Annotated in this window: 20 protein-coding genes, 1 tRNA gene and 3 pseudogenes; 14 read left to right on the plus strand and 10 right to left on the minus strand. The window is 49.2% G+C overall.

Features of this window, described 5'->3' with window-relative positions:
* Together OGV80_RS17140 and OGV80_RS17145 are read right to left on the minus strand one after the other, a co-directional pair.
* Nucleotides 1–2600 (minus strand): inverse autotransporter beta domain-containing protein (locus OGV80_RS17140; protein ID WP_286515394.1); only part of this gene is annotated, 2600 nt, incomplete at its 3' end.
* 725 nt (nt 2601–3325) lie between these two features.
* The gene (locus OGV80_RS17145; protein ID WP_286515396.1) at nt 3326–3751 is read right to left on the minus strand and encodes a YuaE family lipoprotein; all 426 of its coding nucleotides are present in this window, start codon (nt 3749–3751) and stop codon (nt 3326–3328) included.
* Between the two features lie 1253 nt (nt 3752–5004).
* On the opposite strand from OGV80_RS17145, the gene OGV80_RS17150 reads away from it, so the two are divergent.
* The 3 genes from OGV80_RS17150 to OGV80_RS17160 all read left to right on the plus strand — a co-directional run bounded on the left by OGV80_RS17150 (nt 5005) and on the right by OGV80_RS17160 (nt 7898).
* Nucleotides 5005–5226 (plus strand): hypothetical protein, encoded by a 222-nt coding sequence (locus OGV80_RS17150; protein ID WP_043015821.1) that lies wholly within the window; start codon nt 5005–5007, stop codon nt 5224–5226.
* Between the two features lie 141 nt (nt 5227–5367).
* Nucleotides 5368–7086: an ABC transporter permease subunit gene (locus OGV80_RS17155; protein WP_043015820.1), complete on the plus strand. Its 1719-nt coding sequence runs from the start codon at nt 5368–5370 to the stop codon at nt 7084–7086.
* Nucleotides 7087–7115: 29 nt separating this feature from the next.
* Nucleotides 7116–7898, plus strand: coding sequence for an ABC transporter ATP-binding protein (locus tag OGV80_RS17160; protein WP_043015819.1), 783 nt, complete (start codon nt 7116–7118; stop codon nt 7896–7898).
* Nucleotides 7899–8119: 221 nt separating this feature from the next.
* Here the strand turns inward: OGV80_RS17160 and OGV80_RS17165 are convergent, their stop codons facing one another.
* Nucleotides 8120–8404: a hypothetical protein gene (locus OGV80_RS17165; RefSeq protein ID WP_140389853.1), complete on the minus strand. Its 285-nt coding sequence runs from the start codon at nt 8402–8404 to the stop codon at nt 8120–8122.
* Nucleotides 8405–8525: 121 nt separating this feature from the next.
* On the opposite strand from OGV80_RS17165, the gene OGV80_RS17170 reads away from it, so the two are divergent.
* On the plus strand, nt 8526–8753 hold the full coding sequence (locus OGV80_RS17170) for a cation diffusion facilitator family transporter (RefSeq protein ID WP_236019705.1): 228 nt from the start codon (nt 8526–8528) through the stop codon (nt 8751–8753).
* A 115-nt stretch (nt 8754–8868) separates the two neighbouring features.
* Here the strand turns inward: OGV80_RS17170 and OGV80_RS17175 are convergent, their stop codons facing one another.
* Nucleotides 8869–9276 (minus strand): hypothetical protein, encoded by a 408-nt coding sequence (locus tag OGV80_RS17175; protein ID WP_047412240.1) that lies wholly within the window; start codon nt 9274–9276, stop codon nt 8869–8871.
* A 489-nt stretch (nt 9277–9765) separates the two neighbouring features.
* Between OGV80_RS17175 and OGV80_RS17180 the strand changes: the two genes are divergently transcribed.
* The 6 genes and pseudogenes from OGV80_RS17180 to OGV80_RS17200 form a co-directional block, all read left to right on the plus strand.
* Nucleotides 9766–10104, plus strand: coding sequence for a hypothetical protein (locus OGV80_RS17180; protein WP_043015817.1), 339 nt, complete (start codon nt 9766–9768; stop codon nt 10102–10104).
* A 3-nt stretch (nt 10105–10107) separates the two neighbouring features.
* Nucleotides 10108–11268 carry a cyclopropane fatty acyl phospholipid synthase gene (cfa, locus tag OGV80_RS17185; RefSeq protein ID WP_080625433.1) on the plus strand — a complete coding sequence of 387 codons (1161 nt, stop codon included), beginning with the start codon at nt 10108–10110 and terminating at the stop codon, nt 11266–11268.
* Between the two features lie 223 nt (nt 11269–11491).
* Nucleotides 11492–11791, plus strand: a complete 300-nt coding sequence (locus OGV80_RS17190; RefSeq protein WP_043015816.1) for a hypothetical protein — start codon at nt 11492–11494, stop codon at nt 11789–11791.
* 64 nt (nt 11792–11855) lie between these two features.
* Complete coding sequence (locus OGV80_RS24430) at nt 11856–12098, plus strand: DUF2442 domain-containing protein (RefSeq protein WP_043015815.1); 243 nt, start codon at nt 11856–11858, stop codon at nt 12096–12098.
* A 706-nt stretch (nt 12099–12804) separates the two neighbouring features.
* On the plus strand, nt 12805–13737 hold the full coding sequence (locus tag OGV80_RS17195; RefSeq protein ID WP_043015814.1) for a VirK/YbjX family protein: 933 nt from the start codon (nt 12805–12807) through the stop codon (nt 13735–13737).
* 75 nt (nt 13738–13812) lie between these two features.
* Nucleotides 13813–13959, plus strand: a pseudogene (locus OGV80_RS17200) (IS66 family transposase); the annotation flags it as partial.
* Here OGV80_RS17200 and OGV80_RS17205 read toward each other — a convergent pair.
* The 4 genes and pseudogenes from OGV80_RS17205 to ybtP all read right to left on the minus strand — a co-directional run.
* A pseudogene (locus tag OGV80_RS17205) lies at nt 13954–14134 on the minus strand (salicylate synthetase); the annotation flags it as partial. The pseudogenes OGV80_RS17200 and OGV80_RS17205 sit on opposite strands and share 6 nt — an antisense overlap.
* Before the next feature lie 33 nt (nt 14135–14167).
* Nucleotides 14168–15448 carry a yersiniabactin-associated zinc MFS transporter YbtX gene (gene ybtX / locus OGV80_RS17210; RefSeq protein WP_087050464.1) on the minus strand — a complete coding sequence of 427 codons (1281 nt, stop codon included), beginning with the start codon at nt 15446–15448 and terminating at the stop codon, nt 14168–14170.
* Nucleotides 15441–17243 (minus strand): yersiniabactin ABC transporter ATP-binding/permease protein YbtQ, encoded by a 1803-nt coding sequence (ybtQ, locus tag OGV80_RS17215; RefSeq protein WP_087052639.1) that lies wholly within the window; start codon nt 17241–17243, stop codon nt 15441–15443. Before ybtQ ends, ybtX begins: the two co-directional genes overlap by 8 nt.
* On the minus strand, nt 17230–18942 hold the full coding sequence (ybtP, locus tag OGV80_RS17220; protein WP_167373424.1) for a yersiniabactin ABC transporter ATP-binding/permease protein YbtP: 1713 nt from the start codon (nt 18940–18942) through the stop codon (nt 17230–17232). The genes ybtQ and ybtP overlap by 14 nt, the downstream gene beginning before the upstream one ends.
* A gap of 256 nt (nt 18943–19198) precedes the next feature.
* Here ybtP and ybtA point away from each other — a divergent pair, with 256 nt between their 5' ends.
* The 3 genes and pseudogenes from ybtA to OGV80_RS17235 all read left to right on the plus strand — a co-directional run.
* Nucleotides 19199–20158: a yersiniabactin transcriptional regulator YbtA gene (ybtA, locus tag OGV80_RS17225; RefSeq protein WP_043015810.1), complete on the plus strand. Its 960-nt coding sequence runs from the start codon at nt 19199–19201 to the stop codon at nt 20156–20158.
* A 201-nt stretch (nt 20159–20359) separates the two neighbouring features.
* Nucleotides 20360–22381 (plus strand): siderophore yersiniabactin receptor FyuA, encoded by a 2022-nt coding sequence (gene fyuA, locus OGV80_RS17230; protein ID WP_087052638.1) that lies wholly within the window; start codon nt 20360–20362, stop codon nt 22379–22381.
* Between the two features lie 101 nt (nt 22382–22482).
* Nucleotides 22483–22757, plus strand: a pseudogene (locus tag OGV80_RS17235) (DUF4942 domain-containing protein); the annotation flags it as partial.
* 95 nt (nt 22758–22852) lie between these two features.
* Here OGV80_RS17235 and OGV80_RS17240 read toward each other — a convergent pair.
* Together OGV80_RS17240 and OGV80_RS17245 are read right to left on the minus strand one after the other, a co-directional pair.
* Nucleotides 22853–22940, minus strand: a tRNA-Ser gene (locus OGV80_RS17240).
* Nucleotides 22941–23083: 143 nt separating this feature from the next.
* Nucleotides 23084–24712 (minus strand): ABC transporter substrate-binding protein, encoded by a 1629-nt coding sequence (locus OGV80_RS17245; protein WP_047412258.1) that lies wholly within the window; start codon nt 24710–24712, stop codon nt 23084–23086.
* Nucleotides 24713–24982: 270 nt separating this feature from the next.
* On the opposite strand from OGV80_RS17245, the gene yccA reads away from it, so the two are divergent.
* Nucleotides 24983–25642, plus strand: coding sequence for an FtsH protease modulator YccA (yccA, locus tag OGV80_RS17250; protein WP_043015806.1), 660 nt, complete (start codon nt 24983–24985; stop codon nt 25640–25642).
* The last annotated feature ends 52 nt before the right edge of the window (nt 25643–25694 follow it).

Genomic DNA, 25694 nt, shown 5'->3' on the forward strand with positions numbered 1-25694 from the left:
CTGCCCGCCCTCACGCTCACCTGAACGTCCGACACCGCCGTCGTGGTGCTCGTCAGCGTCACCGTTGTCTGACCAGCGGCGTTGGTGGCGCCGTCCGCTGCCACCGTCACATGGTCAGGCTTGTCCGCCTGCGCCGTCACCGTCTGGTCCGCCACCGGGTTGCCGTTAGCGTCCGTCACCGTCACCGCGTAGCGGAAGCTGCTGCTGCCGTCGGCAACCCTGCTGACCTCATCCCCCTGCAGCAGAACCGACTTCACCTGCGCCGTCGCGCCGTCTGCCACAAAGTGCGCCGTCGCGGTCTGGCTGCTGTCACCCAGCGTTGCCGTCACCGTGCTGAGGCCCGCCACCTTACTGGTCAGCGGCGCCGTCGCCCGGCCTTTCTCGTCCGTGGTCACCGTCTTCGCGATGACCGCCCCGTTGTCCGCCGTCAGCGCCACCGCCTGGTCCGCCACCGGGTTGTCATGTGCGTCCGTCACCTGCACCTGTACGCTGTCCGCGTCCTCACCGTCCGCCTTCGCGCCGTCCTGCGTCACCGCCAGGGCGCTCACCTGCGCCGTGCCCGCGTCCGCCGTCAGGGTCACCGCCGGCTTATCGTTGCTCGCCGGACTCGCCCCCTGCATCGCCTGCACCGTCGCCTGCCCCGCTTCCGTCCCCGTCAGCCCGGCCGTATAGCGTCCCGCCGTCCCCTCCGTGAACCCCGTCACCTGCGTGTCACCCGCGCCCGCCACCTTCGCGCTCAGCGTCGCGGCCTGGCCCGACACCGCATTGCCGTTGCTGTCCCGCAGCGTCAGCGTCAGCGTCGAGACCGCCTGACCGTCCGCCACAATGTGATCGGGGGCGGCAACAAAGTCCGACTTGTCCGGCGACACGGCCCCTGCCACGAAGCTGACCTTTTTATCCGCGTCCACCATCCTGCCGGTGCTGCCCGCCCTCACGCTCACCTGAACGTCCGACACCGCCGTCGTGGTGCTCGTCAGCGTCACCGTTGTCTGACCAGCGGCATTGGTGGCACCGTCCGCCGCCACCGTCACATGGTCAGGCTTGTCCGCCTGCGCCGTCACCGTCTGGTCCGACACCGGGTTGCCGTTCGCGTCCGTCACCATCACCGCGTAGCGGAAGCTGCTGTTGCCGTCGGCAACCCTGCTGACCTCATTCCCCTGCAGCAGAACCGACTTCACCTGCGCCGTCGCGCTGTCTGCTACGAAGTGAACCTCAGTTGTATCGTAGTTACCGTTAAGCATCGTCGCCGTCACCGTGCTGGCGCCTGCCACCATACTGGTCAGTGGTGCCGTCGCCTGGCCTTTCTCGTCCGTGGTCACCGTCTTCGCGATGACCGCCCCGTTGTCCGCCGTCAGCGCCACCACCTGACCCGCCTTTTTGTCCGTCACCTGCACCAGCACGCTGTCCGTACCCTGACCGTCCGCCTTCGCATTATTCTTGTCCGACTTGATAGTCACCCCGTTATCGGATGGCACAACGTCAATCTGCATCGTTGCCGTATTGGACTGGTTGTCATGGTTGTCCGTCGCCATCGCGCTGATCTGATACGTCTGCGGCGTTTTCTGATCACCGCTGAATATATAGGCCGGCAGCATCACCTCAATTTCCGTGGGAGTCAGTATTCTGTAGCGTCCACCGCGGGCCATCAGCTCCGGAGAAACCGACCAGTCAACCCTCTTCAGGCCGTACTTGACCTTTGCGATCGTCAGCGGAATGGTGATGGTTTCCATCGCCTGTGCCCTACGCCGCTCCGGCAGCCCTATGCGCAGCAACTCCTGCTTACGGTACTGCATAACAATGTTGTAATTGCGGTCAACAAAATCGTATTTGTTGCCGGCCAGACTGCGCATTAAATCCACGTTATCGGGGCTGACCTGCTGATACCACGGCACTCCCAGCCGATAGTTAATATCCAGGGCCATTCGGGTATCATTTGAGTCACCAACCGAGCGGCTGGCAGAAAGGGTCATCAGGGGGAAAGGGGTGTAACTCAGGCCCGCAGTCAGCACGGCAGGATTGTCCTTCAGGGTGTCAGGACTGGTGCTGTCACTGACGGAGACGCCCCTGCCGAAATACTGCTCGTATTTCAGGCTACCGCCGAGATAGGGCCAGGCGGGCAGATATCCCTCAGCACGTATGTCGAAACCGTTTGCCGGACGCTCATCGTAGTCCTCCATCTCTGAAAGTACCGACTGGTGCCAGTTCGTCAGCCGAATATAACCGTTAACCCCCAGCTTCAGGTAATCGCGCCACAGCTCTGCACCGCCACCAAGACGCCGGTTTTTACCCGTATAGTCATAGTCATAGAAAACGTTTCCACCCAGCATCCAGTCGTCCATATACGTCCGGTAGCCGGCACCGAGGTTAACTGTATTTCTCTCCTGGCCCCGGCGAACGCCCAGTTGGGTAAAAATAAGATTCTGGTCGGTGTCGTGAAGAGGAATGAGCATATCACCGGAAAACTGCCCGCCGCTCCCCAGCGAGACCTTAGCGTTACCGAACTGATTGAGCCAGTCGTTTACTCTCTGGTTAATCAGTCCTTCGCCAACTCCCCGGGCATAATTAATGGCAGCATCCGTTCTGTTCTCGCTGGAGAACATGGACCCCATCTGCATGGCACCGGAGGCCAGCGTCCCTTCAGGTTCAGACGACCGTCCCGCAACATGCCTCTCCAACATGTTTTCTGACGGAACCTTCAGCGGCCTCCCCTGCCCCAGTACCGGCCGGGTCAGATCTGGCAGACCGGGTGATACCCTGGGCTCCGGAATCAGTCTGGCATCGGGGACTGCCCGCTGACCTTGCGGGCCGGCAGAGAGTGGGACCACAGGCGCTACAGTTTGCCCTTCGCCAGAAACTACTGGCGGGGAGTCGTGATGCCCCGCCGGTTCTCCAAATATAAGTGAGTTCAGTCCATGAATTGTCCCCTGCATATCTGCAGACATATCCACATCCGCACGAACCGGTGCCGGAAGCAGCGTCAGTACGGGTGTAATAAACTGTATAATAATAAGCAGCCATGCAATAAAAGCATTACGTCTGATGTCAGGGGACATGGACTATTCCATCATTAGAATAATAAACACAGATTAAAAAACGGACAGGAGATATATAATATCATTCTGCAGATTACAAAAAAAAACCGGTCAGGCATCCAATATAAAACAGGATGCATAACAGCGTAAGAAAAAGAGTCAGTGCCATTTCCATCACAAGCCTCTCTTACCCTTTCAGTATTTTTATGATTATCTCCACAACCCGGCATTAGTGCCTCATGTAGTATGCACCCGGCACCATTTATTTCCGGACAGACAGCCAAGGAAATAGCTTAAATTCCGTATAGCTCTTTTATTTTTGCTTTAACAACCTGATATCCAGCATAATTAACGCGGTTACATAAGGTATCCAGCCTCATATCAAGCCTCATGGTATATACTGCTTTCGCATCGTCCCCCATAATATTTTTATTGGTGTTCAGAAACGTATACCCGTTGCCAATTTTTATATAGTCCTGTGAATATTTTTGATACTGCTCACTTCCGGCACGCCGCAGAAAATTAAAATTATCCACACAACTGTTGTTGCTGGAAGTAATAGTATAAACCGGAGTCAGGGAGTTTCTTCCGCTGGCGTACTTTACTGACGGGGTCATATTTTTACTGACTGACTTATTGTCCGGGGAATGAGCCGCGCCAGAGGATGAACAGGCCGCCAGAAAAACTAGCGAAGCAATCGGAATCAGTTTTAATATCATGTAAAAACCTCGTTTAATTAAGAGAATGAATTATCCAACATGCAGGTTCACCATCCTCAAGGAAATGCCGGGATCAGCGTTCCATCGAGTCGTATCCGTATTCGCAGACCCAGCTTATTCAGCCAACTTAACCTGAGGCGGTAGATGCTCCTACCCTGTTCGATAAGAGCACGCATCATCGGCCGCTGTTTCTGCGTCGGTTCACGGAGCTCAAGTTACTTCATAAAGACCTCGGCCCAATTGAACAAAAAAAGAACCAAATTTGTGCAGAAAACAAGCCGAGGATAGTATGCGTAGACATATTGATCAACAAAAACGATCAATTAATTATTATTGATAGCCATTGACTATCACGAAAGGCGTAATCGATCGATATTTACATTGAACTAAATCGCCGTAAAATTGATCAAAATCAATATACAATTCTAATCATTTGCTGACTAAGGATTATTCGTAACGCGCAATCAATACGGTCTGAGTTTATTAGACCGGTGCATATTCCTGCTGGCTATCTGAAAAACCGGCATCACAGTTTTTCCTGAACTTCAGTTTTTAAGTCAACAGAACCAGATAGACTCATCAATAGTCTAAAAATCATTAATGATGGCCCCTCTAATCACAATGAAACGAATCATGACTGTTGCAGATCATCGATGTAACGATATTTTCGACAATGTATAGGTTTGTTGTATCCTCGTTTACCCGGCTGTGATGGTGGGGTCAGTCCATTAACGGCAGGGAGTGTCTGGATTATCCATAGCGATTCAATCCGTATTATTTTGAAACATTAACTCTTACCTTGTCATAGCTAAACAATTCATAACCAGAAGTGATTTTTTAATTTACCGTTCAAGCCACATAGCTATAATAAGGCATCTTTCAAACAGGAGTTATTCGTTGGACAGTTACCCTAAATTAAATAACAAGGCAAGCTAGCAAAAATGTTCCTGTCGCTGCTTGCCGGTCCCGGTGGGCAGTAATTTCACCTAACATGTGATTGCGCCTCAAAATAACTAATAATTAGCGTGATGTTCTTATCGAAAATCATCCCGCCATAACTAAATTAACCCCGTATCTTCAAGAGGAGAAGCGCTATGACGCATAACATTTCTGATGAACCTCCATCGAGAGGGCTAAGCACAGGCTGACTATCTGCATTGAAATCAGGTGTATGCAATGGAGGTGGTCATGACAGTTGCCTTGAAACTGTCGGTTAATGGCCTTTCATTTAATGCACTTAGGTGAGGTGTAGCATGTTGCTCACAACCAAACGTTATATTTTTTATGTTGATGCTAATAGCACCATTCATTTTTCAACTCTGGCGGATGCCTGTCTGCCCGTCCGGAATTCATCACCACTCGCCATCAATAAAAAGCTCGCTAGCGGAAAGTCTTTCGTCAGTGGGTTCCTGCAAAAACTTGCAAATAAAAGACAGCGTGCTGTTGAGGATTATATCAACACGTTACTGCCTTAATTCGTAATGTACCATAGAGGCTTGAGTTAAGCTGACGCGCCTCTATGGCCATTTTGGGTTTATAAATTTCATCCTGCATTATTCACTCATGTTCAGTGAAGGTCATCCCCTGAGCGTGAATAATGAGCGGAGATTCTTATTATGCATGCTTTGACAAAACATAGAAGCAAGACGACTTCTGTGCTTAACGATATGGTTGTCTGTTTTATTCTTGTGGCAAGTATTGTCCTCTTTATCTACGGTTGGCGGGGGATGCATAGCGCATTCAATGGGCACGACTTACCCGCACTAAGCCTCGATTATCATGTTCTTCCTTATTACACGCTTCGTACCACCATGCGCCTGGTAATCGGGCTATTTTATTCAATGCTATTTTCAATCGTCTTTGCGGTGCTGGCAGCAAAATTTGCGCCTATGAGACGCGTCATTTTGCCCTTAGTCAACTTTATGGAATCTGTCCCGTTAGTTGGATTCCTGACTTTCACCACCGCCTTTTTCCTCGGTCTTTATCCGCACAGCGTTATGGGGCTTGAAGGTTTAGCGATATTCGCAGTCTTTACCGCACAAGCATGGAATATGATGCTGACGCTGTACCAGACACTCAGAGTGGTACCCAACGAGCTGGCAGAAGCGACGGAAGTATTCCGCTATAACCCTTGGCAGAAATTCTGGCGTCTGGGATTCATCTATTCGTTCCCGGGGTTACTGTGGAATACGATGGTATCGCAGTCTGCCGCCTGGTTTGCGTTGATTGCCTCAGAGATGCTGACAGTAGGAGGAGGCAGTACAAATTTACCGGGTGTTGGCTCTTATATTGGTATTGCGCTTCAGGAAGGTAGTCCTTCTGGCGTCGTCCGGGGAGTATTAGCGCTAATCGTTAATATCATCATCTTTGACCAATTACTGTTCCGTCCGCTGGTCCGCTATGCCCATCAGTTTAAGTACGAGGATGTGAGTGACAGAAAGGTACCAAGTTCATGGTTCTATCAATGCCTGAGCAATTCAATGACAGGGCGAGGACTGGGGCTCGCCTGCAAACGTTTCTCCCTATTCTGGTTATTTGTATTACCAAAAGCATGGTACGGGTTACGACTTCATCGCTTGTTTGCTTTCCTGGGACAAATGAACTGGCTTTGGTCAAATCTATGGTATCTGGCTATCGTTGTTGGATGCATTTATTACGGCCACCAGCTGTGGTTATTCATTCCTAAGGAATATCTGGCTTCACTTCCCGGCTGGATGGGGTTGACTGCTGCGAGGGTCATTGCGGCCATGGTGCTCAGCGTCATTATTTTTACGCCGCTTGGCGTCTGGATCGGTCTACGGCCTAAACTGGTACGTTTTTTCCAGCCGATTATCCAGGTTTTAGCCGCGGTTCCTGCCAACGTCTTTTACCCGTTGATTGCTTTTATGATTGTGGTATGGCACCAGGACCTGGGGAGCTGGACCATCCCGATGATTATGCTGGGTACACAATGGTATGTGCTTTTTAACGTCATCGCGGGCACATCGATGATCCCCAGCCAAATGGTTGAAGCGAGTAAAGTTTGTCATCTTCGTGGATGGCTGTGGTGGAGTAAATTCACACTTCCGGCAATTTTCCCTTATATCGTCACTGGAGTTATTTCAGCAGCTGGGGGGGCATGGAATACCGCAATTGCCGCTGAAGTACTGAACTGGGGAAAAATTACATTACAAACTCATGGGCTCGGTGCCTTTATCTCTCTCGCCAGCGATGCCGGCCTAAATCAGCAAGAAGCACTGGGATGCCTGGCAATGTGTTTCATGGTTCTACTGTGCATTATTTTCATCTGGCAACCCATGTATCGCTATGCAGAAAACCGTTTCAAATTCGACTAATGATTAATAATCAGCCATCAGGACATGTTATGAAGCATTCAAAAGCTGTATTAGAAGTTAAAAACATCTCTAAATCTTTCAAAAAAGACCGGGAACAAAAAGTTGTTGTGCTAGAACATATTAATCTTGAGGTTAAGGAGAATGAGATTGTTGCATTACTTGGGCGTTCTGGTTCGGGTAAATCCACGCTGCTGCGAATGGTGGCCGGTCTTGTCGAACCTGATTTTGGTTCCATCGTGTGCTGCGATCAGCCAGTTAATGGGCCGGGAAAAAATACCAGTATGGTCTTTCAATCATTTGCGCTATTCCCATGGTTAAATGTGTTCGATAGTGTGGCTCTTGGGCTGCAAGCACTGGGACTTTCGTCTGATGAAGTCGGTAAAAGGACGATGGACATGTTGGATTTGATTGGCCTCATCGGCTATGAAAAATCTTATCCACGGGAGCTCTCGGGGGGGATGCGCCAGCGTGTCGGGTTTGCCCGGGCACTGGCGGTTGAGCCGGATCTTTTACTGATGGATGAACCTTTCTCCGCGTTGGATATATTCACCGGCAACAAGCTACGCCAGGATCTCATCGAAATGTGGGAAAATAGGGTTATTAAAACACGCTCGATGCTCCTGGTAACCCACAGCGTTGAAGAAGCGGTAATGCTTTCAGACCGGGTATGTCTTCTTGGCGGGCATCCCAGCACAATAACAGATATTTTCAGCATTAACATCGAGCGCAATCAGAGAACCAAGGAAAGTATTTCTACGATGGTTGAGAAGATAAGCGACACTCTCAATGGGCTGATTGCCGCCAGCGCGTAATTTAAGGGGGATAATGATTACCTCATGGACGAGCTAATCATTACAGTTGTTATGCATATTCATTCCTTTTAATAACAATGGGCTTTGTTGAATACATCGGGTTCAGTTCAAGCCTGCTGGCAAAAAAAAGTCCATTTTCAGGCAATAAGCATGTTTTCTGACATGCCTGCCTCAGTCATTCTGTTCAACCCAAAACACTGACCAGAGCCTCTGCTACCTCACTATCGTACAAGTGTAATGATTAGAGCTTTTTCTTTAAATTGTTCAATTCGTTGCTGGCATGCCCCTTGGTTCTCAAGGGTTGATTTCTGATGGCCTTCACTCATTTTTAGACTTATTTCTGACTTTGTTATCATGGTAGAAAATAATAAATCCAGCGAGACTCTGATGATGACCACCATTACGGAAATCTGCGTTTCGAGAATGGTGCGAAATTTATTATTGGGGACATTCTGTTTTTTGTTGGTCCAGGGATGCTGTGGTCTGCCGGTAATAAGCTCTTTCACGGACAGTCTCATCAGGAAGTAAAACGATCGCATTATGGATTGCTTTACTGGCTCTAGCGATTAAGGAGACTCTCTTTAGATATATGCTTGCGACCGGCCGAGGCATAACTCTTCACTACTTATTGCGAATGCCTGGCACGCGCGATCCGATGCTGCATCATCCGTAGTGGTGGCGTTCGGTATCACCGGGAATTTGCTGGGGCTGCACTTTATGGATTTACTGGTCGTATTTATTGTCGCTAAATTCATTACCCGAATGGGATATCAGTTCGCCTCAGATGCCCTGCATGACTTGATGGGTCGCTCTATCGATGCTCAGACGGACTCGCTACACAAAATTGCCTGCTGACAACCAACTGTGTGCTTAGGCTTCATGAATTCGATAGCAATGTGAGCTCAGGCCATAGGTTACATAACATATTGTTAAATGGGAGCGGCTGAGTCACGACGTGACTTGAATAGTTTTAACCTCCGGCAGCTATTGCTGCAAAGCCCGCACCGAGTGCTACAGCAAATACAGCAACGATGACAACTGCGGTTACTCCAGCGCCAGCCCCTATTGCTGCTGCTGTTTTTCCTTTCGATATGTCTTTTTTATCAAGCGAAACCATATCATCAAAGGAAACCGCCTGCCCGGTACTTGTAAGCAGCGCCCGCGGTGTGGTTGTCTGAACAGTAACAGTATCATGGCTACCATCTTTTAATTTGTACTGTACAACATCACCTTCGTACAGTGGCGGATTGAGAAGGTAATAAGAGTAATTATTCTCAAGCTTTTTCGGTTTCACCTGCACCGAATCATAAGTTGAACAACCTGACATCAGCATCGTTGAGGCCATCATTATTCCAGCCAGTATTTCTTTTGATTTCATTTTAACAAACCTATATTTAAAAAATAATTATCTTGATGTCTATATATCTATGAAGAAGCATATACTTGTGACATAGCAAAGGCAAACCTTACAGGTAACGATTGGTTATCGTAAAAAAAATGTAATCCACTGCTGGCATGAACAATACAACCTGGAAAATATAACGTTAGTTATTACATTAACGCAGTGATTCACAATCCAAAATTAGCATTGAAAAACTAAACAAAACATATACGAACAACAAGTAATAAAAATTTTCTCAGGCGTAGTCCAGATTAATATATTGAAACATATTTGCCGCCTTCAAAATTGATAAATCATAGCAATCACACCATATAAAAAACGACGATAATCGATTATAAAACAACTACTTAAAAAACTCATTCCATTCATCAATGATCATTATTCGTATAATTCATTATATTTTCAAATAAACATCAAGCAGATTTGTATTACAAATGACAGAATATAAAAAGGTATCTTCCTACTATGAAGAAAACGTTGGAACTGATGAATAAAGCCAATGAACTTGAATCCATGGGATTGTTACGCCGTGCGATATCGGTCTGGCGAGAAATTCAGTCAATTAGTGATGGGGATATGAAGTCAACTGCTATAATGAAACAAAGAAAACTGACCACACTCCTTAGTAGTCGACTGAAAGATGCAGAAAGAAACCAGTATAACTGTCGTAAAAACATCAACGAAGACCGTGAAACAATCCTTCAACATCTTAAAAATGGTAAGACTCCGCGAGAAATTGAGATGTTAACGTGGAGGTCGACTTCTTTTATTTACAGCTGTAAAAAAAAGTTACAAGAGAGTTAATTCATGAATAATAATAATTATTATTCCAGGAATAAATATCCATTGAACACAGTACGAAAAGGCCAACATGATCAATGGTATGATCTGGCTCAGCGACTGTTTTATGAAGCTGATATCAAAATTAATGGTTCTCGACCATTCGACATTCAGGTACATGATAACCGTTTTTTCAAGCGAGTTTTACAGCAAGGCGCTCTTGGCCTCGGTGAAAGCTATATGGATGGCTGGTGGGATTGTGAAAAGCTGGATGAAATGGTTACCAAAACTCTCCGCGCTGACCTGGACGGGATAATAAAAAGGAACATGAAGAACATGGTCAGGCTTGCTGGAGAAAAATTGCTCAACATGCAATCAAATAAGTGGGCCTGGATAGCAGGTACAGATCATTATGATCTTGGTAATCGCCTGTTCTGTTTAATACTCGATCCTTATATGCAATACTCTTGTGGTTATTGGCGTAATGCGGAAAATTTACATACAGCGCAACAGAATAAGTTAAAACTTATTTGTGAAAAATTGCAGCTTAAAAAAGGAATGACGTTATTAGATATCGGTTGTGGCTGGGGGGGGCTTGCTGCGTATGCGGCTGAAAATTATGGAGTTAGAGTAACGGGAGTAACTGTCTCAGCCGAGCAAATAAGAATGGCCAGTATCCGTTGTAGCTCATTAGATATAGATTTTAAGTTAATTGATTATCAAGATCTCCCAACACTTACACAAACCTTTGATCGCATTGTCTCGATAGGTATGTTTGAACATGTTGGAGCTAAAAACCATCTGACTTATTTTAATATTATTAATCAGCTTTTAAAAAAAAGTGGCTTATTTTTACTCCATACTATCTGTTCGAACAAAACTGACCATAATGTAGATCCATGGATAAACAAGTATATTTTCCAACATGACAGTTTATCGTCAATTTCTCAAATATCGAGTGCGAGTGAAACTTGGTTTGTTACAGAAGACTTACACAATTTCGGTACAGATTATGACAAGACTTTAATAGCATGGGAGCAACGTTTTAACTCTTCATGGCATCTTTTGGAAGATGATTACCCCCCTATATTTAGAAGAACGTTCGATTACTATCTTAACTCTTGTGCAGGTGCTGTTCGTGCAAGGAAAATACAACTTTTGCAGTTCATTTTTACTAAGGGTATTTAGGAAGGTTAGATACTACAAGGTGTAAGTACACTTATCAATGAAAAGGCAAGAAATATGCAACCGCTAGAGAGAAATAAAAAAACACAAAATATCATGTTAGCATTATGCTGGGTGATATTAATTGCAGCATTTATTTTTTATTGTTTTGATTTTTATTGGTTTTGGTAAAATCCATCTAAGACTCAATAAGTAATTACATTAATAATCAACAGGAGTAGCCATAATGATTATAGATGAAAATAAACAAATGCATATTTTAAATGCTTTCAAAACAGCACTTCCCTCAAGAATAAATCATCACGAGTGGAATCAATTAGTTAAATCAATTGGTAGTACAAAAGAAACCTATGCGTATATGGCTCTTTTAATCGATGAAGGTTTTCTTACTGGTACTGTTATCTTTGATGAATCACCTGACAGTGACGGAGGATGGCATGTTAATCTTCATTCGATACGTATCACCGCCCAAGGGAATCGACGTTACCAATACTGGATACTATCGAAAGATATTTATGGAAAATAATCAAATTATCTGACAACAATTCAATGAAGCGTGTTCCATACATTAACTTACCTTAAGGTCTCTTATGTTACAAGTTAAAAAAATACGGTATTCCGCCCATCATATTTGTCTTGAGTTACAAAATGGACTCATTATATCGGTCCCTTTCATTTGGTTCCCATTGCTTAAGCAGGCAAATATAAAAGATTTAAAAAACTATAGAATAACAAAAAACAGTATTGAGTGGCCTAACATTGGTGAAGCATTCACTCTTACCGAAATTTTAAATAGTGCTGGCTATCCGTATCCGGAGAGTATGGATAGCTAGAACCATTTTAAAAAAGGATGGGACGAGTAACAAGTCAGTTAAGCTAATCTTAGTTGACTTGTTGATTCTGTTAATAGACCCGTTTTAGTTCCAAGCATTTTTTGAGATCTTGGCCAAATTGACCCTGACCTAAATCATTGCAGTGCTAAATCAGAGATCTTTGTCTTTCCAGAGACTTTGGATGAATTTAGCCGGAGCCATGTCATTTGAGAATGAATACATACCGGCAGGCGCTTGCCCAGCACCCACCCCCCCTCCATCACACCGACCACATCCTCGCCTTTCAGCGACTTTCCATCATGGATCGCCAAACATTCCAAACTAAGCAGTTGATCTAAATGAAAAATAAATATCTATACGGTTCTGTTAAGCAGCTTACGGTAGAGGCTGTAATACCTTGTTTAAACTGAAGTTTAATGTCCCCATCTCTATCTTAAGAATACACTCATCATCTCATAGAATATAGCAATGCCTGTAAAAGCACTTTGTTTAATAAATATATAGGTTTCACTCTGTATAATTAAAAATTAGTTAATGCCTGTCCATTTCCGTCAGAGATTTGGGTTTTATAACTCTCTCCTGTCCAAATGGAAAAGTGTTGCGCCCAGAAATGAAGCTATTATTCATTCTGAATGTGCCAATCAAGGGTTATGATTTACGAGCGAAAAAATTTTAACACTAAATAACAGATTAACACGCGATATTTATGAAAAATGTATCATTTTTAAAATTTCTGACAAACATCGTACTGGCTCGTGGTTCTCTGCATGGCAAATGGAAGAACAAGAAATTTCGATTCATGTATCTTTTACGGTGCATAATCAATCCTGCCTCCAGTATTCTTTATTTTTATGAGTTATGTTCACTTAGTGAAGCGAATAAGATCCTGGAAATACAACCTACGTTGCCGGCCAAAATTCATCGCCCTTATTTACATAAAGGTGGACTAACCAAGACTCGACGTAAAAATATCATTGGACATTACCGTTTTATCCAGAGTCTGCCAGTAAAATATCAGGAATTTTTATTTCCGGACAGTGATGTATTATTGACTCAGTTTAATGGGAAAAATGGTGAGGAGCTTAATATTTATTGCTCTTCTGGCGGTTTTGATCGCGAGGGAGAACTGATGTTGTCGCTCTATTATAACACGATCCCGGTCGCTCGTTTGTCATTCTCTATTATCCCAACGCCAAAAGGGCATTGTGCGTTTATTGGTGGTTTACAGGGTGCTCCAAAAAATATTGGACCTGACGTTATTAGGGATGCAACTAAGGCCTGCTATGGACTATTTCCTAAGCGGATCGTTTATGAGGCTCTGTGCTCATTAATGAGTTGCTGTGATATTTCTGATGTTTTAGCAGTCAGCGAACAAAGTCATGTTTTCAGGCAACTGAGATACCGGTATAAGAAACGTAAGTCCTTTGTTGCCACATACAGTGATTTTTGGGAATCGATTGCTGGCCGTCCATATAGTAACTGGTATCAGTTACCGGTGAATGTCGAGCGTAAGTCATTTAATGCGCTTCCCAGTAAAAAACGCTCAGAATACAGGAAAAGATATGCTTTGCTGGATTATATTCATGAGGAAATTAGGGATCGCCTGCAAGGCAGGCCAAAAGTCCAGAGCGCTGACTAAAGCTATCCGGGCAGATTAATCATCTTCAACATTAATGTCATGTACGCATGCTGCAGTACTGGCTAGATGGAAATCAATAACATCGCCGAAAACGCTTTAAGGTGCGTGGTTGTGGGCTAAATAAACTGGCTGTTCCCGGATTCCGACAGTGGTTGTGGAAACGCGGCGGGGTTGTGCTCGCCGGTCGACACCTACCCTCAGAACAATGTGGAACCCGAAAAATAGCTGCGTTCCGTCGGCATTTATGTGCAACCGAGCCTGGCAGCCTTTGCCTAAATACCCACATAGCTGACGCTCATAGACATAACACTCTTCTTCTGCAAACTGGCGTAAGACACCAGAAATTCGTCGGCAGCCATTGTTCCTCTGGTAACGTCAGGTGTAAAAATTCACTGATTTTTAACCCTTAACTCTCTGTATTATTCCCGGATCAATCAATTGCGCTTGTCATCAATTCTTTTGCCGAATGCAGCCGGATATAAGCAATCCACGCCGCCAGCAACGTTAATCCCCCGGCAAACAGGAAGCAGACAACATAGCCAAAATGTTGAGCAACAACGCCGCCGATAACGCCTGCCAGAATGGCGATTGCCGCGTCAGTACATTGAAAGAGGGTGAAGTCGACCCCGGCCTGCAAAGGCGATGAAAGCGACATCAGCGTGGCGTAAAGACAGACCAGCGCGCAGGCCAGCGAAATGGACTGGACAATAACCAGACACTGGAGAATCGACAGCAGCAGATGACCCGGCGTTATCAGGAGCGTCATCACCACCGCCAGCAGCGCGATCCCCTGGATGCCATAAGCCGTCAACAGCGCTCTGCCGGGTGAGGTGTATTGCATCAGTAATCCGCCGGCCAGCGTTCCTGCTATTCCCGCTGCAATATTGCCGCCGCTGAACAGCGCGCCCAACGCTGACATGCTTAACCCATGATCCAACAACAGCGGAGCCAGAAGGGGCAGCACAAATCGCATGCCTGAATTCAGCATTAATACCAGCAGTAAGCCCAGGCGCGTCTGTTCCCTGCTTAGCGCATAACCTAAGGCCGGAACATGCGGGATAGTCGCTGTTCGCTTCGGCTCTTTAATACGCCACAACGGGAATGACAGCGCCATAATCAACACCGCCATCATTAGCATGGCGACAGGCCAGCCGGATGATGCCGACAGCATCAGGAACACCCCGCCTCCGCACATCATTCCCAGATAGCTACCGCCGACCTGCACGCTGTTTCCCCAGCCGTAACCCGCACGGGTAAGTTGATCGACGCAAAAGCCGTCGCTGGCGATATCAATGGTGGAGGCAACCGTGCCTGCCACCATAAACAGAACAAATAACGCGACGATTTGCGTATCGGGAAATCCCCCTTCTCGCCCGAACCAGCCAATCGCTGCGGCAATCGTCAGGATCGCCGCTAACACAACCTGACCACGCAGAATTAACATGCGGGAACGGCGTTCCTGGCTGCCGGGCGGAAGCCGCCAGCGTTCGATCCACGGCGCCCAAATAAACTTCAGCGCCCAGGGCAGCATGAACAGGGTTGTCGCACCGGCCAGCGCCAGCGAACCGCCTGCAGCTCGCACCAGCGCGGGTAATGACTGCATAGACAGCGCCGATACCAGACTTTGTGTCACATAGACGCCGGCAATAGCAAAAATCACCCGTCCGGCCGTCAACGTCAGTGGTTTCACATTCGACTGAACATCACTCATGTTCCCATACTCCAGGCGCGGAAACCCCTACGTCGCGCCACGCGCGCGCGGCCAATTGCGCCTGCCACATTGCCTGATAACGTCCATGTTGAGAGAGCAATTGCGCATGGGTACCCTGCTCAACCACCTGCCCTTCTTTCATCACCAGAATGTTTCCGGCCCCGGCGATGGTGGATAAACGGTGAGCAATGATAATCACCGTCCGGTTGTGAACCAAATTATCGATCGCTTTTTGCACCGCCAGCTCACTTTCAATATCCAGCGCTGCGGTCGGTTCATCGAGAATGACGACCGGCGCGTTTTTCAATAACGCCCTGGCAATAGAAATTCGCTGGCGTTCGCCGCCCGAAAGCTGACCGCCCATCTCCCCCATTGGCGTCAGCCAGCCTTGCGGAAGACGGGAAATAAACTCAAGGCACTGTGCCGCGCGGGCGGCCTCTTCCACCTCCTGTTGCGTCGCCTGTGGGCGCGCGATACGGATATTCGCCAGCAGTGTGTCATCGAACAGCCAGACATCCTGGAAAACAACAGAAATCAGACTATTGAGCTGTTCCGGAGTCAGGCGACGAATATCTACGCCGCCAATAGAAATCTGCCCTTGCTGTGGATCGGCATAGCGCATTAACAGTTTAGTGACTGTGGTTTTGCCTGCGCCGGAGGCACCCACCAGCGCGCTCATACTGGCTGCCAGGAACGTCAAAGAAACATGATTAAGCGCGTGGCCGTCGCCTTCTTCGTAGCGATAGCTGACGTTGTCAAAGCGGATATCGTAACGTTCCGGCATCTCGCTTTGCTCTGCAACGGGAAGCGGCGCTACCGCCATAAACTGCTCAATCCGTTGCAGGGCGCTGGCGATCAGTTCCACAACTGAGGTGTAGCTGATAAACATCGCCATCGGTTCTGAAAAGCGCATAATCATCGCGACGGCGGCAATCAGAAAGGCGAGGTTCAAAGTACCCGTCCCCACCCAGACGATCCCGGATAACACCACCACCTGCAGGCCCAACTCCACGACGCTGGCGATCAGCATCGTCGCGCCTGCGCCCTGACGATGGGTGCGGGTCTGTAAGTTTTCCAACGCATTGAAATGCGCCAGCAGCGCCCGGCTTTTTTCAGCATCGCTGCCGCAGGTACGCAATACCATCATCCCCTGAGCAAACTCAACGATATCTCCGCTCAGCTGCTGGTGCGCTTCCCCCAGCGTCTGCATTTGTCGCCGCATCGCCGGGCGGCGCCAGTAATAAAACGGCACCAGCAGAGGGAAAATTAGCAACATCACCAGCCCCAGCCGCCAGTCTATCCACAAAGTCGCCAGTGACGCCGTCAGCGGCGTGACGATGGTGAGCAGCAAAATATTGGCTATCGCAATAACATAATTGAGGTTTTCATCCACGCTGCCCAGCAGTAAGGCGTTCATTTCGCCCGCCCTGCCGCGCTGGAGCTTTTCCAGCGGCACGCGACGTAACTGCTCCCCTATTCGCAGGCGTAACTCATGGGTGGCCTGCGCCAGATGACCACGGTATTCAAAGCCCAGGCCATACCAGCGTAGCGCCAGCGTCACAAATGCAGCAACGCTGAAGGCCACAGCCCAATTGAGAAGTTGCGGCGCGTCTCCCCGTAACAGCGCATCAATGATCGGATAAAGACAGGCAAAGGCGATCCCCTGCATAAATGCCGCCAGCAACAAGGCTAGCATACAGCGTCGCAGCATCCTGGCCTGGCTGCCAACGCTGGAGATAAGCTGGCGCCAGATGACGCGCCAGGCGAGGTTATCCGCAGGATTATTGTCTTTCATTTTCCGCCACCTCTTCCTGTGTTCCACCCGGCAGCCAATGCTGCGCCTGCTGATAGTGTTGCCAGAGCCGTTGATACAGCCCCCCCTGCGCCAACAGTTGCGTATGGCTCCCCATTTCCCTGAGCTGTCCGTCGGAAAACAGCAATATCACATCGGCCTGAGTCACCATTGAGAGTCGATGCGCGACCATGATGACCGTCCTGCCACGCATGGCTGCCGCGAGCGCCTTGATAAGCGCCGCCTCGTTTTCCGGGTCAGCAAACGCCGTCGCCTCATCGAGTACCAGAATGGGGCGATCTTGTAAAAGCGCCCGGGCGATGGTGATGCGCTGCCGCTGGCCACCGGAGAGAAATACGCCGCGTTCCCCAACTCGCGTGTTGTAACTTTCTGGCAGCGCGCTAATAAAATCATGGGCCTGCGCCACTCTGGCCGCGGCGATTACCGCCTCCAGCGGCGTATCCGGTGCACCCAGACGAATGTTATTGGCTATCGTGTCGGCAAAAAGGAAGTTGTCCTGAAACACAAACGAGAGTTGCTTCATTAAGGTGTCCGTCTGCATATCGCGCAGATCCACGCCGCCAATACGGATATGGCCTTTGTCCGGATCGGCGTAACGCAGCAGCAAGCGCGCCACTGTGCTTTTTCCGGCACCGCTAGGCCCAACCAGCGCCACAATTTTCCCGGCGGGCACATGAAAGCTTACCTTCTGCAACGCGGCGCCAGTACGCGCTTGCGGATAATGAAAGCTCACCTGCTCGAAGGTAATGCTCGCCTCTTTCGGTTGCTGGTCAAACAGCGGCAGCGATAACTCCGGCATCGCGAGAACCTGATAAATACGTTGAATGCTTAAACGTGTTTGCGCGACCAGATTATTGAGCATCATCATTGGCATCACAGCTTCGGCCATTCCGCTGCCCAGCAGTAAAACGGCTACCCACGCGATAAAATCGAGACTGCCATAATGCAACAGGCCGTATCCCGACCAAATCAGGACAAACAGGGTCGGGAGAGGATTCAGAATTGAGAATGAGAAACGCGCTGAAAAACCGGCTTTGCGATACCAGGTTTTGAGCACATCGACCCACTCTTCAAGAGCGCGTTGATAACGCAAAAAACTGGTGCTGCCGCTATCAAACATTCTCACTACGGGCATGGCCTGTACGAACTCAATAACCGCCGCGCTGACTTGCTCACGCGCCTTATGATAACGCTGAGCCATATCTTCCGAACGCTGGCGGGTGAGCACGAGAACAATTAAGCCAAACGCCAGTACCCCCAGCGTCGCGATTGCAAGCCGCCAGTCCAGCCAGAACAAGATAACGATTGTCGCCAGCGGCATGATGATCGCGCGGGCATAGAGCGGCGTACTGTCGGCCACAAAGATATGTAACGACTTCACGTCATCCAGCATCACTTTCGCCACTGCCCCGCTACCCATTTGCTGTAACACACCAGGCGGAAGCTGCAATGCTTTACGGGCTAGCCTGCTGCGCAGAATATTCTCCAGATGAAAAGCCGCATAATGAGAAGTGTTAAACGCCAGTAGGCGCAGAACAAAAGTTAAGACCACGCAGCCGATCAAGCCGCCCAGCGTCCAGACCGGAAGATCGTCTGGCGTCGCACGAATATCGCGTAAACTCCACGCCAGAAAAAGAAGAGCCCCCAGGCTGGTTAATGCCGCCAGTCCTGCCAGCGCCATAGCTAAAATAACCTTCCTGCGAACAGGGGTAATCACCTGCCAGAGAGGAAATCGGGACGGTGATTCAGTATTGGATGATTGAGATGACATGGGAGTAACTGAATTTCCTGATGAATTTTTACAGACACCAAAAACGGCAATTCATGGTGGCGTTCTGATAATTAATGTGAATAATAACCATTATCAATAACTCATCTACCCCATTCAGTTCTTTTTTTACCCGCATTGGTCTAAGCCACAGGGAGATAACCCGGTCATGACGGAGTCACCGCAAACGCAATCTGAAATCTCTATTCACCAGTTGGTGGTCGGGAAACCTGCAAACGATGGCAATATTCCTGCTCAGTGTGAACTGCTGCGCTATTCGTTGCAGGAAGGTATGGATATTTTGCTCTGGAGGGGCCATTTTGCGCGGCCTGAGACGTTGCAGCTACACGATGATCTGGGCAGGATTAACTTCTCGTGCATCCTGGAAGGCACATCGCGATTTGCGATTCAGGGACTCAGGCGCCGCACCGAATGGGAGCTTACGCGCAATCGCCATTACATTACCCATACGCCAGACTGCCGCGGCAGCGCCTCCTATTGTGGCCGATTCGAGAGCATTACCCTCTCCTTCAGTCCTGAAACTCTCGCGCAGTGGGTACCGGATATTAGCGCGCCCATTAAGAATAAGATCGATTCCCACTGCTGTTGCCAGCAGCAGCGTTGTAATGCTGAAACCCACTTAACGGCTCAGGCCTTGCGTCACGCGCTGATGCGCATGCACGACGGCTTCAGCCATGAACAAAAGCCGTCGACGCTATGGTTGCAGGGGCAAAGTCTGGTCATGCTCAGTCTGGTGCTGGATGAACATCGTGAAGACGCCAGTTGCCTCTCCTGCCACTTCAACCCGATGGAACGCCAGAAACTACTGCGGGCGAAGGATCTGCTGCTGGCTGATCTAACGCAAGCGCCGGGCGTCGCGGAACTGGCCAGAGAATCCGGTCTGAGCGTTCTCAAAATTAAGCGAGGCTTCCGCGTTCTGTTCAACAACAGCGTCTATGGCCTGTTTCAGGCTGAACGAATGCAGGAAGCCAGAAAACGACTGGCTAACGGCAATACCTCAGTCATGACGGTGGCGGCCGATCTGGGCTATGCCAACGCCAGCCATTTCTCTGCCGCCTTCCAGAAACAGTTCGGCGTAACCCCCTCGACCTTTAAACGCTTGATTTAACCGGGGTCCCGCCCCATAAATTGCTCCCTGACGGAGGCCTGGATACCCCATCCGGGCCTCTGCTCTTTCCACTAGTCACCAACCCGAAACGGGCATAAATAAACCCGTTTCGGGTAGCACCTCTATTAGAAATAGTTATCATTTTCAATTCACTATTGTCGGTATTTTTGGCGTTTCGCCGTCTTACAGGGACTCACAACAATGAAAATGACACGGCTTTATCCTCTGGCCTTGGGGGGATTATTGCTCCCCGCCATTGCTAATGCCCAGACTTCACAGCAAGACGAAAGCACGCTGGTGGTTACCGCCAGTAAACAATCTTCCCGCTCGGCATCAGCCAACAATGTCTCGTCTACCGTTGTCAGCGCGCCACAGTTAAGCGACGCCGGCGTTACCGCCAGCGACAAACTCCCCAGAGTTTTGCCTGGGCTTAATATAGAAAACAGCGGCAACATGCTTTTTTCGACGATCTCGCTACGCGGCATCTCTTCGGCGCAGGACTTCTATAACCCCGCCGTAACCCTGTATGTCGATGGCGTTCCTCAGCTTTCCACCAACACCATCCAGGCGCTTACCGATGTACAAAGCGTGGAGTTGCTGCGTGGCCCACAGGGAACGTTATATGGCAAAAGCGCTCAGGGCGGAATCATCAACATCGTCACCCAGCAGCCGGACAGCACGCCGCGCGGCTATATTGAAGGCGGCGTCAGCAGCCGCGACAGTTATCGAAGTAAGTTCAATCTGAGTGGCCCTATTCAGGATGGCCTGCTGTACGGCAGCGTCACCCTGTTACGCCAGGTTGATGACGGCGACATGATTAACCCCGCGACGGGAAGCGATGACTTAGGCGGCACCCGCGCCAGCATAGGGAATGTGAAACTGCGTCTCGCCCCAGACGACCAGCCCTGGGAAATGGGCTTTGCCACCTCACGCGAATGTACCCGCGCTACCCAGGACGCCTATGTGGGATGGAATGATATTAAGGGCCGTAAGCTCTCACTTAGCGATGGTTCACCAGACCCGTACATGCGGCGCTGCACTGACAGCCAGACCCTGAGTGGAAAATACACCACCGATGAGTGGGTTTTCAATCTGATCAGCGCCTGGCAGCAGCAGCATTATTCGCGCACCTTCCCTTCCGGTTCGTTAATCGTCAATATGCCTCAGCGCTGGAATCAGGATGTACAGGAGCTACGCGCCGCTACCCTGGGCGATACGCGTACCGTTGATATGGTGTTTGGGCTGTACCGGCAGAACACCCGCGAGAAGTTAAATTCAGCCTACGATATGCCGACAATGCCTTATTTAAGCAGTACCGGCTATACCACCGCTGAAACCCTGGCCGCATACAGTGACCTGACCTGGCATTTGACCGAGCGATTTGATATCGGCGGTGGCGTGCGCTTCTCGCATGATAAGGCCAGTACACAATATCACGGCAGCATGCTCGGCAACCCGTTTGGCGACCAGGGCAAGAGCAATGACGATCAGGTGCTCGGACAGCTATCCGCAGGCTATATGCTGACCGACGACTGGAGAGTGTATACCCGTGTAGCCCAGGGATATAAACCTTCCGGGTACAACATCGTGCCTACTGCCGGTCTTGATGCCAAACCGTTCGTCGCAGAAAAATCCATCAACTATGAACTTGGCACTCGCTACGAAACCGCAGACGTCACGCTGCAAGCCGCGACGTTTTATACCCACACCAAAGACATGCAGCTCTACTCTGGCCCGGTTGGGATGCAGACATTAAGCAATGCGGGGAAAGCCGACGCTACCGGCGTTGAGCTTGAAGCGAAATGGCGGTTTGCGCCAGGCTGGTCGTGGGATATCAATGGCAACGTGATCCGTTCCGAATTCACCAATGACAGTGAGTTGTATCACGGCAACCGGGTGCCGTTCGTACCACGTTATGGCGCAGGTAGCAGTGTGAACGGCGTAATTGATACGCGCTATGGCGCACTGATGCCCCGACTGGCGGTTAATCTGGTCGGGCCGCATTATTTCGATGGCGATAACCAGTTGCGGCAGGGCACCTATGCCACCCTGGACAGCAGCCTAGGCTGGCAGGCGACTGAACGGCTGAACATTTCCGTCTATGTCGATAATCTGTTCGACCGTCGTTACCGTACCTATGGTTACATGAACGGCAGCAGCGCCGTCGCGCAGGTCAATATGGGGCGCACCATCGGAATCAATACGCGTATTGATTTCTTCTAATAGTTTATAAAGGGATGCAGCAACCGCATCCCTATTACAACTGAATTGGTATATTCAACAACGACGAAGATACGACCGACTCTACAGTACTGCTGCCCCATATTGAACAAGCCCCTACTGACGCCGAAATCTTAACCGATCATACTGATGTCATTTACTCCACCAGCGTTGAGCCCATTGTGACAGGGCGTAATGCTGCACTGACACAGATTGAGACACAGATACGCCAGCTTAACGATATCACCGAAGTATCGGTGGCAAAACGGCTCTGGACTGGGCTATGAAGCAGGATTTTCGCTGCGGCGGCTGGTTACTGGAAAAAACTGAAACTGCTATGAAAGTCATCACCCGCAACCTCGATCGCGGTATATGGCGGGTCATGATCGGCAGTGCGAACCAGACGGCAATGGCATACTGGAAACCAATAAAAAAGAAAAAACCCAAGTCGCATAACGACTTGGGTTTCATGTTTGGCGGAAGCGTAGAGATTCGAACTCTAGAACCCTTTCGGGTCGCCGGTTTTCAAGACCGGTGCCTTCAACCGCTCGGCCACGCTTCCAATGAGGCGCACTATAAACATCCCGAACGGACCTGTAAAGCACCAATGTGTTCGTTTGCCTGAAAAACAGCCAAAATGTTATTAATCGACTGAAATAACAACAAATTGACCGTTTATTCAGCACAAATGCAGGACTGCAGCACTCAATGTTTTTTGATGAACATATCTTTGGTGTAGTAGTTTCCCCGGTTATCCGGCGCAAATCCCCCCACCCACGGCTTCACGAGATGCGTACGGACATAGTGGTAAACCGGAATCGCTGGCACATCCTCGCCTAAAAGGTCTTCAGCCTGCTGGTAGTATTTGCCTCGCTCCTGGAGCGAAGTTGCTTTCGCTGCATTTCGCATCGCTTCGTCAAAGGCGGGATTACTGTACTTCGTTGTATTTTCACTATCACCGGTACGGAAAATATTGAGGAAGCTTGAGGCATCATCATAATCGGCTATCCACGCATAGCGCACGACGTCAAAATTACCGGTATGCATAGTATCCAGCATGGTTTTCCATTCCTGATTTTGCAGTTTCGCCTCTACGCCAAGATTTTTCTTCCACATTGACGATGCGGCAATGGCAATACGCTGGTGCGTTTCGAAGGTGTTGTAGAGCAGATTTACGTTAAGCGGATGTTCAGGGCCAAAACCGGCTTCAGCCAGCAGTTTCTTCGCTTCGGCAATACGTTTTTCGAGCGGCCACGACGCATATTCCGGCGCATGCAGTTGAACTCCCCCTATTTCCGGCTGGCTGATAACCCACGCCGCGCGTTGCCCCTGCCCCATCACCTTTTGTGCAATGATGTCTTTATCTAACGCCATATTTAGCGCCCGACGCACGCGCGGGTCATTAAACGGCGCTCGGGTCGTATTGAACTGATAGTAATAAGTCGAAAGCTGAGGTGAAACATGGAGTTCATCGCCCATCGTCTTCTTCAACTGCGCGAACTGATTGACCGGTACGCTATACACAATGTCGATTTCACCAGCCTTATAGCGGTTAACGTCAGCGGACTCGGAACTGATGGGCAAATAGGTGACCTTATTAATAATCGTGTGCCGATCGTCCCAATAATGTGGGTTACGCTCGGCAACAATGCGCTCATTGACCACCCACTGCGATAATTTGTACGGTCCGCTACTGACAAAATGTTCTGGTCGGGTCCACTTATCGCCAAAGCGGCCTATTAGCACTTTATCCAGCGGGACCAGCGACGGGTGCGCCAGCATCGCCAGAAACGCCGCCGTCGGCTGCGTCAGGATAATCTCCAGCGTGTTGTCATCGAGGGCTTTTACCCCCAGCGTGGCGGGATCTTTTTTCCCTTGAGCAATATCGAGGGCGTTTGCAACATGCATATTGCCCAAATACGAAGAATAAGGTGAAGCCGTTTGCGGCGAGACCAGGCGCTGCCAGCTCCAGACAACATCCTGCGCGGTAATAGCAGAACCATCTGACCAGGTTATGCCCGGGCGTAAATGAAAGGTCCAGACGGTATTGTCTTTGTTCTCCCAGGACGCGGCAAGACGGGGTTCAATAGACCCATCGGGCTTAACTGCCACCAGTCCGTCGAACATATCGCTGATTAAATTAAACTCAACGTTGCTTTCAACTTTATGCGGATCCAGCGACGCTGGCTCGCTGCCGTTATTTCTGACCAGTTCCTGTTTTTCTGCAAGTAGTGTTCCTGCGGGAACATTAGCCGCTCTCGCCGCGCCGTTAATAGACATCAAACAGACAGCTAACAGCGTAAACGTCAAAATCTTCGATTTATGTTGAATCATTCCCTTTACCTTATTGCTCTGTTTTAGGTAGACACCGTTGTCACTGTCAGAGAGATTCGGGAATAACGCAATATTTTTCAGTTACCTGGCAGATGTGGATCTGACATTTTTGCACATACAGTGCTAACATCTGATTCGGGAGCTTTTGTTGAAATAATATGCTTGAGCCCGGCGGGTTAAAATGCGTAAAGATGGGTAAAACCGCTGTGTCATTCCCCTTGATTTCATTATCCTCCATCATTAATTACATCTGTCATAAGAGAGTGACTCATGGATCGTATTATTAGTTCTTCGCGCGATCGTACATCGCTACTCAGCACGCATAAGGTGCTGCGCAATACCTATTTCCTGCTCAGCCTGACGCTGGCGTTTTCGGCGATCACTGCGACTGCCAGTACCGTACTGATGTTGCCTTCTCCGGGACTTATCCTGACGCTGGTGGGTATGTATGGTCTGATGTTCCTGACTTATAAAACGGCTGATAAACCGGTTGGTATTCTGTCAGCTTTCGCTTTCACCGGCTTCCTGGGCTACATTCTGGGACCGATACTGAACACATACCTGTCTGCGGGCATGGGTGATGTTATCGCCATGGCTTTGGGCGGTACGGCGCTGGTCTTCTTCAGTTGCTCGGCTTATGTACTGACCACACGTAAGGATATGTCCTTCCTCGGCGGTATGCTGATGGCAGGTATCGTGGTGGTGCTGATTGGTATGGTTGCAAATATTTTCCTGCAACTGCCGGCGTTACATTTGGCGATCAGCGCGGTATTTATTCTGATTTCTTCAGGCGCAATCCTGTTTGAAACCAGCAATATCATCCGTGGCGGTGAAACCAACTACATCCGTGCCACCGTCAGCCTGTACGTTTCGCTGTACAACATCTTCGTCAGCCTGCTGAGCATTCTGGGCTTTGCGAGCCGCGATTAAGATGTCCACTCGCATTATCCAGCCCCGCTTATGCGGGGCTTTCTTTTTTGGT

Source organism: Citrobacter sp. Ce119, from assembly GCF_030334525.1.
Classification (GTDB): Bacteria; Pseudomonadota; Gammaproteobacteria; order Enterobacterales; family Enterobacteriaceae; genus Citrobacter; species Citrobacter europaeus.

What these genes read in the sequence shown, in the direction of transcription:
- OGV80_RS17180 (WP_043015817.1), top strand. Translation starts at nt 9,766, where the DNA reads ATGAAGAAAACGTTGGAACTGATGAATAAAGCCAATGAACTTGAATCC.
- OGV80_RS17245 (WP_047412258.1), bottom strand. Translation starts at nt 24,712, where the DNA reads ATGATTCAACATAAATCGAAGATTTTGACGTTTACGCTGTTAGCTGTC.
- OGV80_RS17190 (WP_043015816.1), top strand. Translation starts at nt 11,492, where the DNA reads ATGATTATAGATGAAAATAAACAAATGCATATTTTAAATGCTTTCAAA.
- ybtA (WP_043015810.1), top strand. Translation starts at nt 19,199, where the DNA reads ATGACGGAGTCACCGCAAACGCAATCTGAAATCTCTATTCACCAGTTG.
- cfa (WP_080625433.1), top strand. Translation starts at nt 10,108, where the DNA reads ATGAATAATAATAATTATTATTCCAGGAATAAATATCCATTGAACACA.
- OGV80_RS17195 (WP_043015814.1), top strand. Translation starts at nt 12,805, where the DNA reads ATGAAAAATGTATCATTTTTAAAATTTCTGACAAACATCGTACTGGCT.
- yccA (WP_043015806.1), top strand. Translation starts at nt 24,983, where the DNA reads ATGGATCGTATTATTAGTTCTTCGCGCGATCGTACATCGCTACTCAGC.
- ybtQ (WP_087052639.1), bottom strand. Translation starts at nt 17,243, where the DNA reads ATGAAAGACAATAATCCTGCGGATAACCTCGCCTGGCGCGTCATCTGG.
- OGV80_RS17155 (WP_043015820.1), top strand. Translation starts at nt 5,368, where the DNA reads ATGCATGCTTTGACAAAACATAGAAGCAAGACGACTTCTGTGCTTAAC.
- ybtP (WP_167373424.1), bottom strand. Translation starts at nt 18,942, where the DNA reads ATGGCGCTGGCAGGACTGGCGGCATTAACCAGCCTGGGGGCTCTTCTT.
- fyuA (WP_087052638.1), top strand. Translation starts at nt 20,360, where the DNA reads ATGAAAATGACACGGCTTTATCCTCTGGCCTTGGGGGGATTATTGCTC.
- OGV80_RS17175 (WP_047412240.1), bottom strand. Translation starts at nt 9,276, where the DNA reads ATGAAATCAAAAGAAATACTGGCTGGAATAATGATGGCCTCAACGATG.
- OGV80_RS17150 (WP_043015821.1), top strand. Translation starts at nt 5,005, where the DNA reads ATGTTGCTCACAACCAAACGTTATATTTTTTATGTTGATGCTAATAGC.
- OGV80_RS24430 (WP_043015815.1), top strand. Translation starts at nt 11,856, where the DNA reads ATGTTACAAGTTAAAAAAATACGGTATTCCGCCCATCATATTTGTCTT.
- OGV80_RS17145 (WP_286515396.1), bottom strand. Translation starts at nt 3,751, where the DNA reads ATGATATTAAAACTGATTCCGATTGCTTCGCTAGTTTTTCTGGCGGCC.
- ybtX (WP_087050464.1), bottom strand. Translation starts at nt 15,448, where the DNA reads ATGAGTGATGTTCAGTCGAATGTGAAACCACTGACGTTGACGGCCGGA.
- OGV80_RS17160 (WP_043015819.1), top strand. Translation starts at nt 7,116, where the DNA reads ATGAAGCATTCAAAAGCTGTATTAGAAGTTAAAAACATCTCTAAATCT.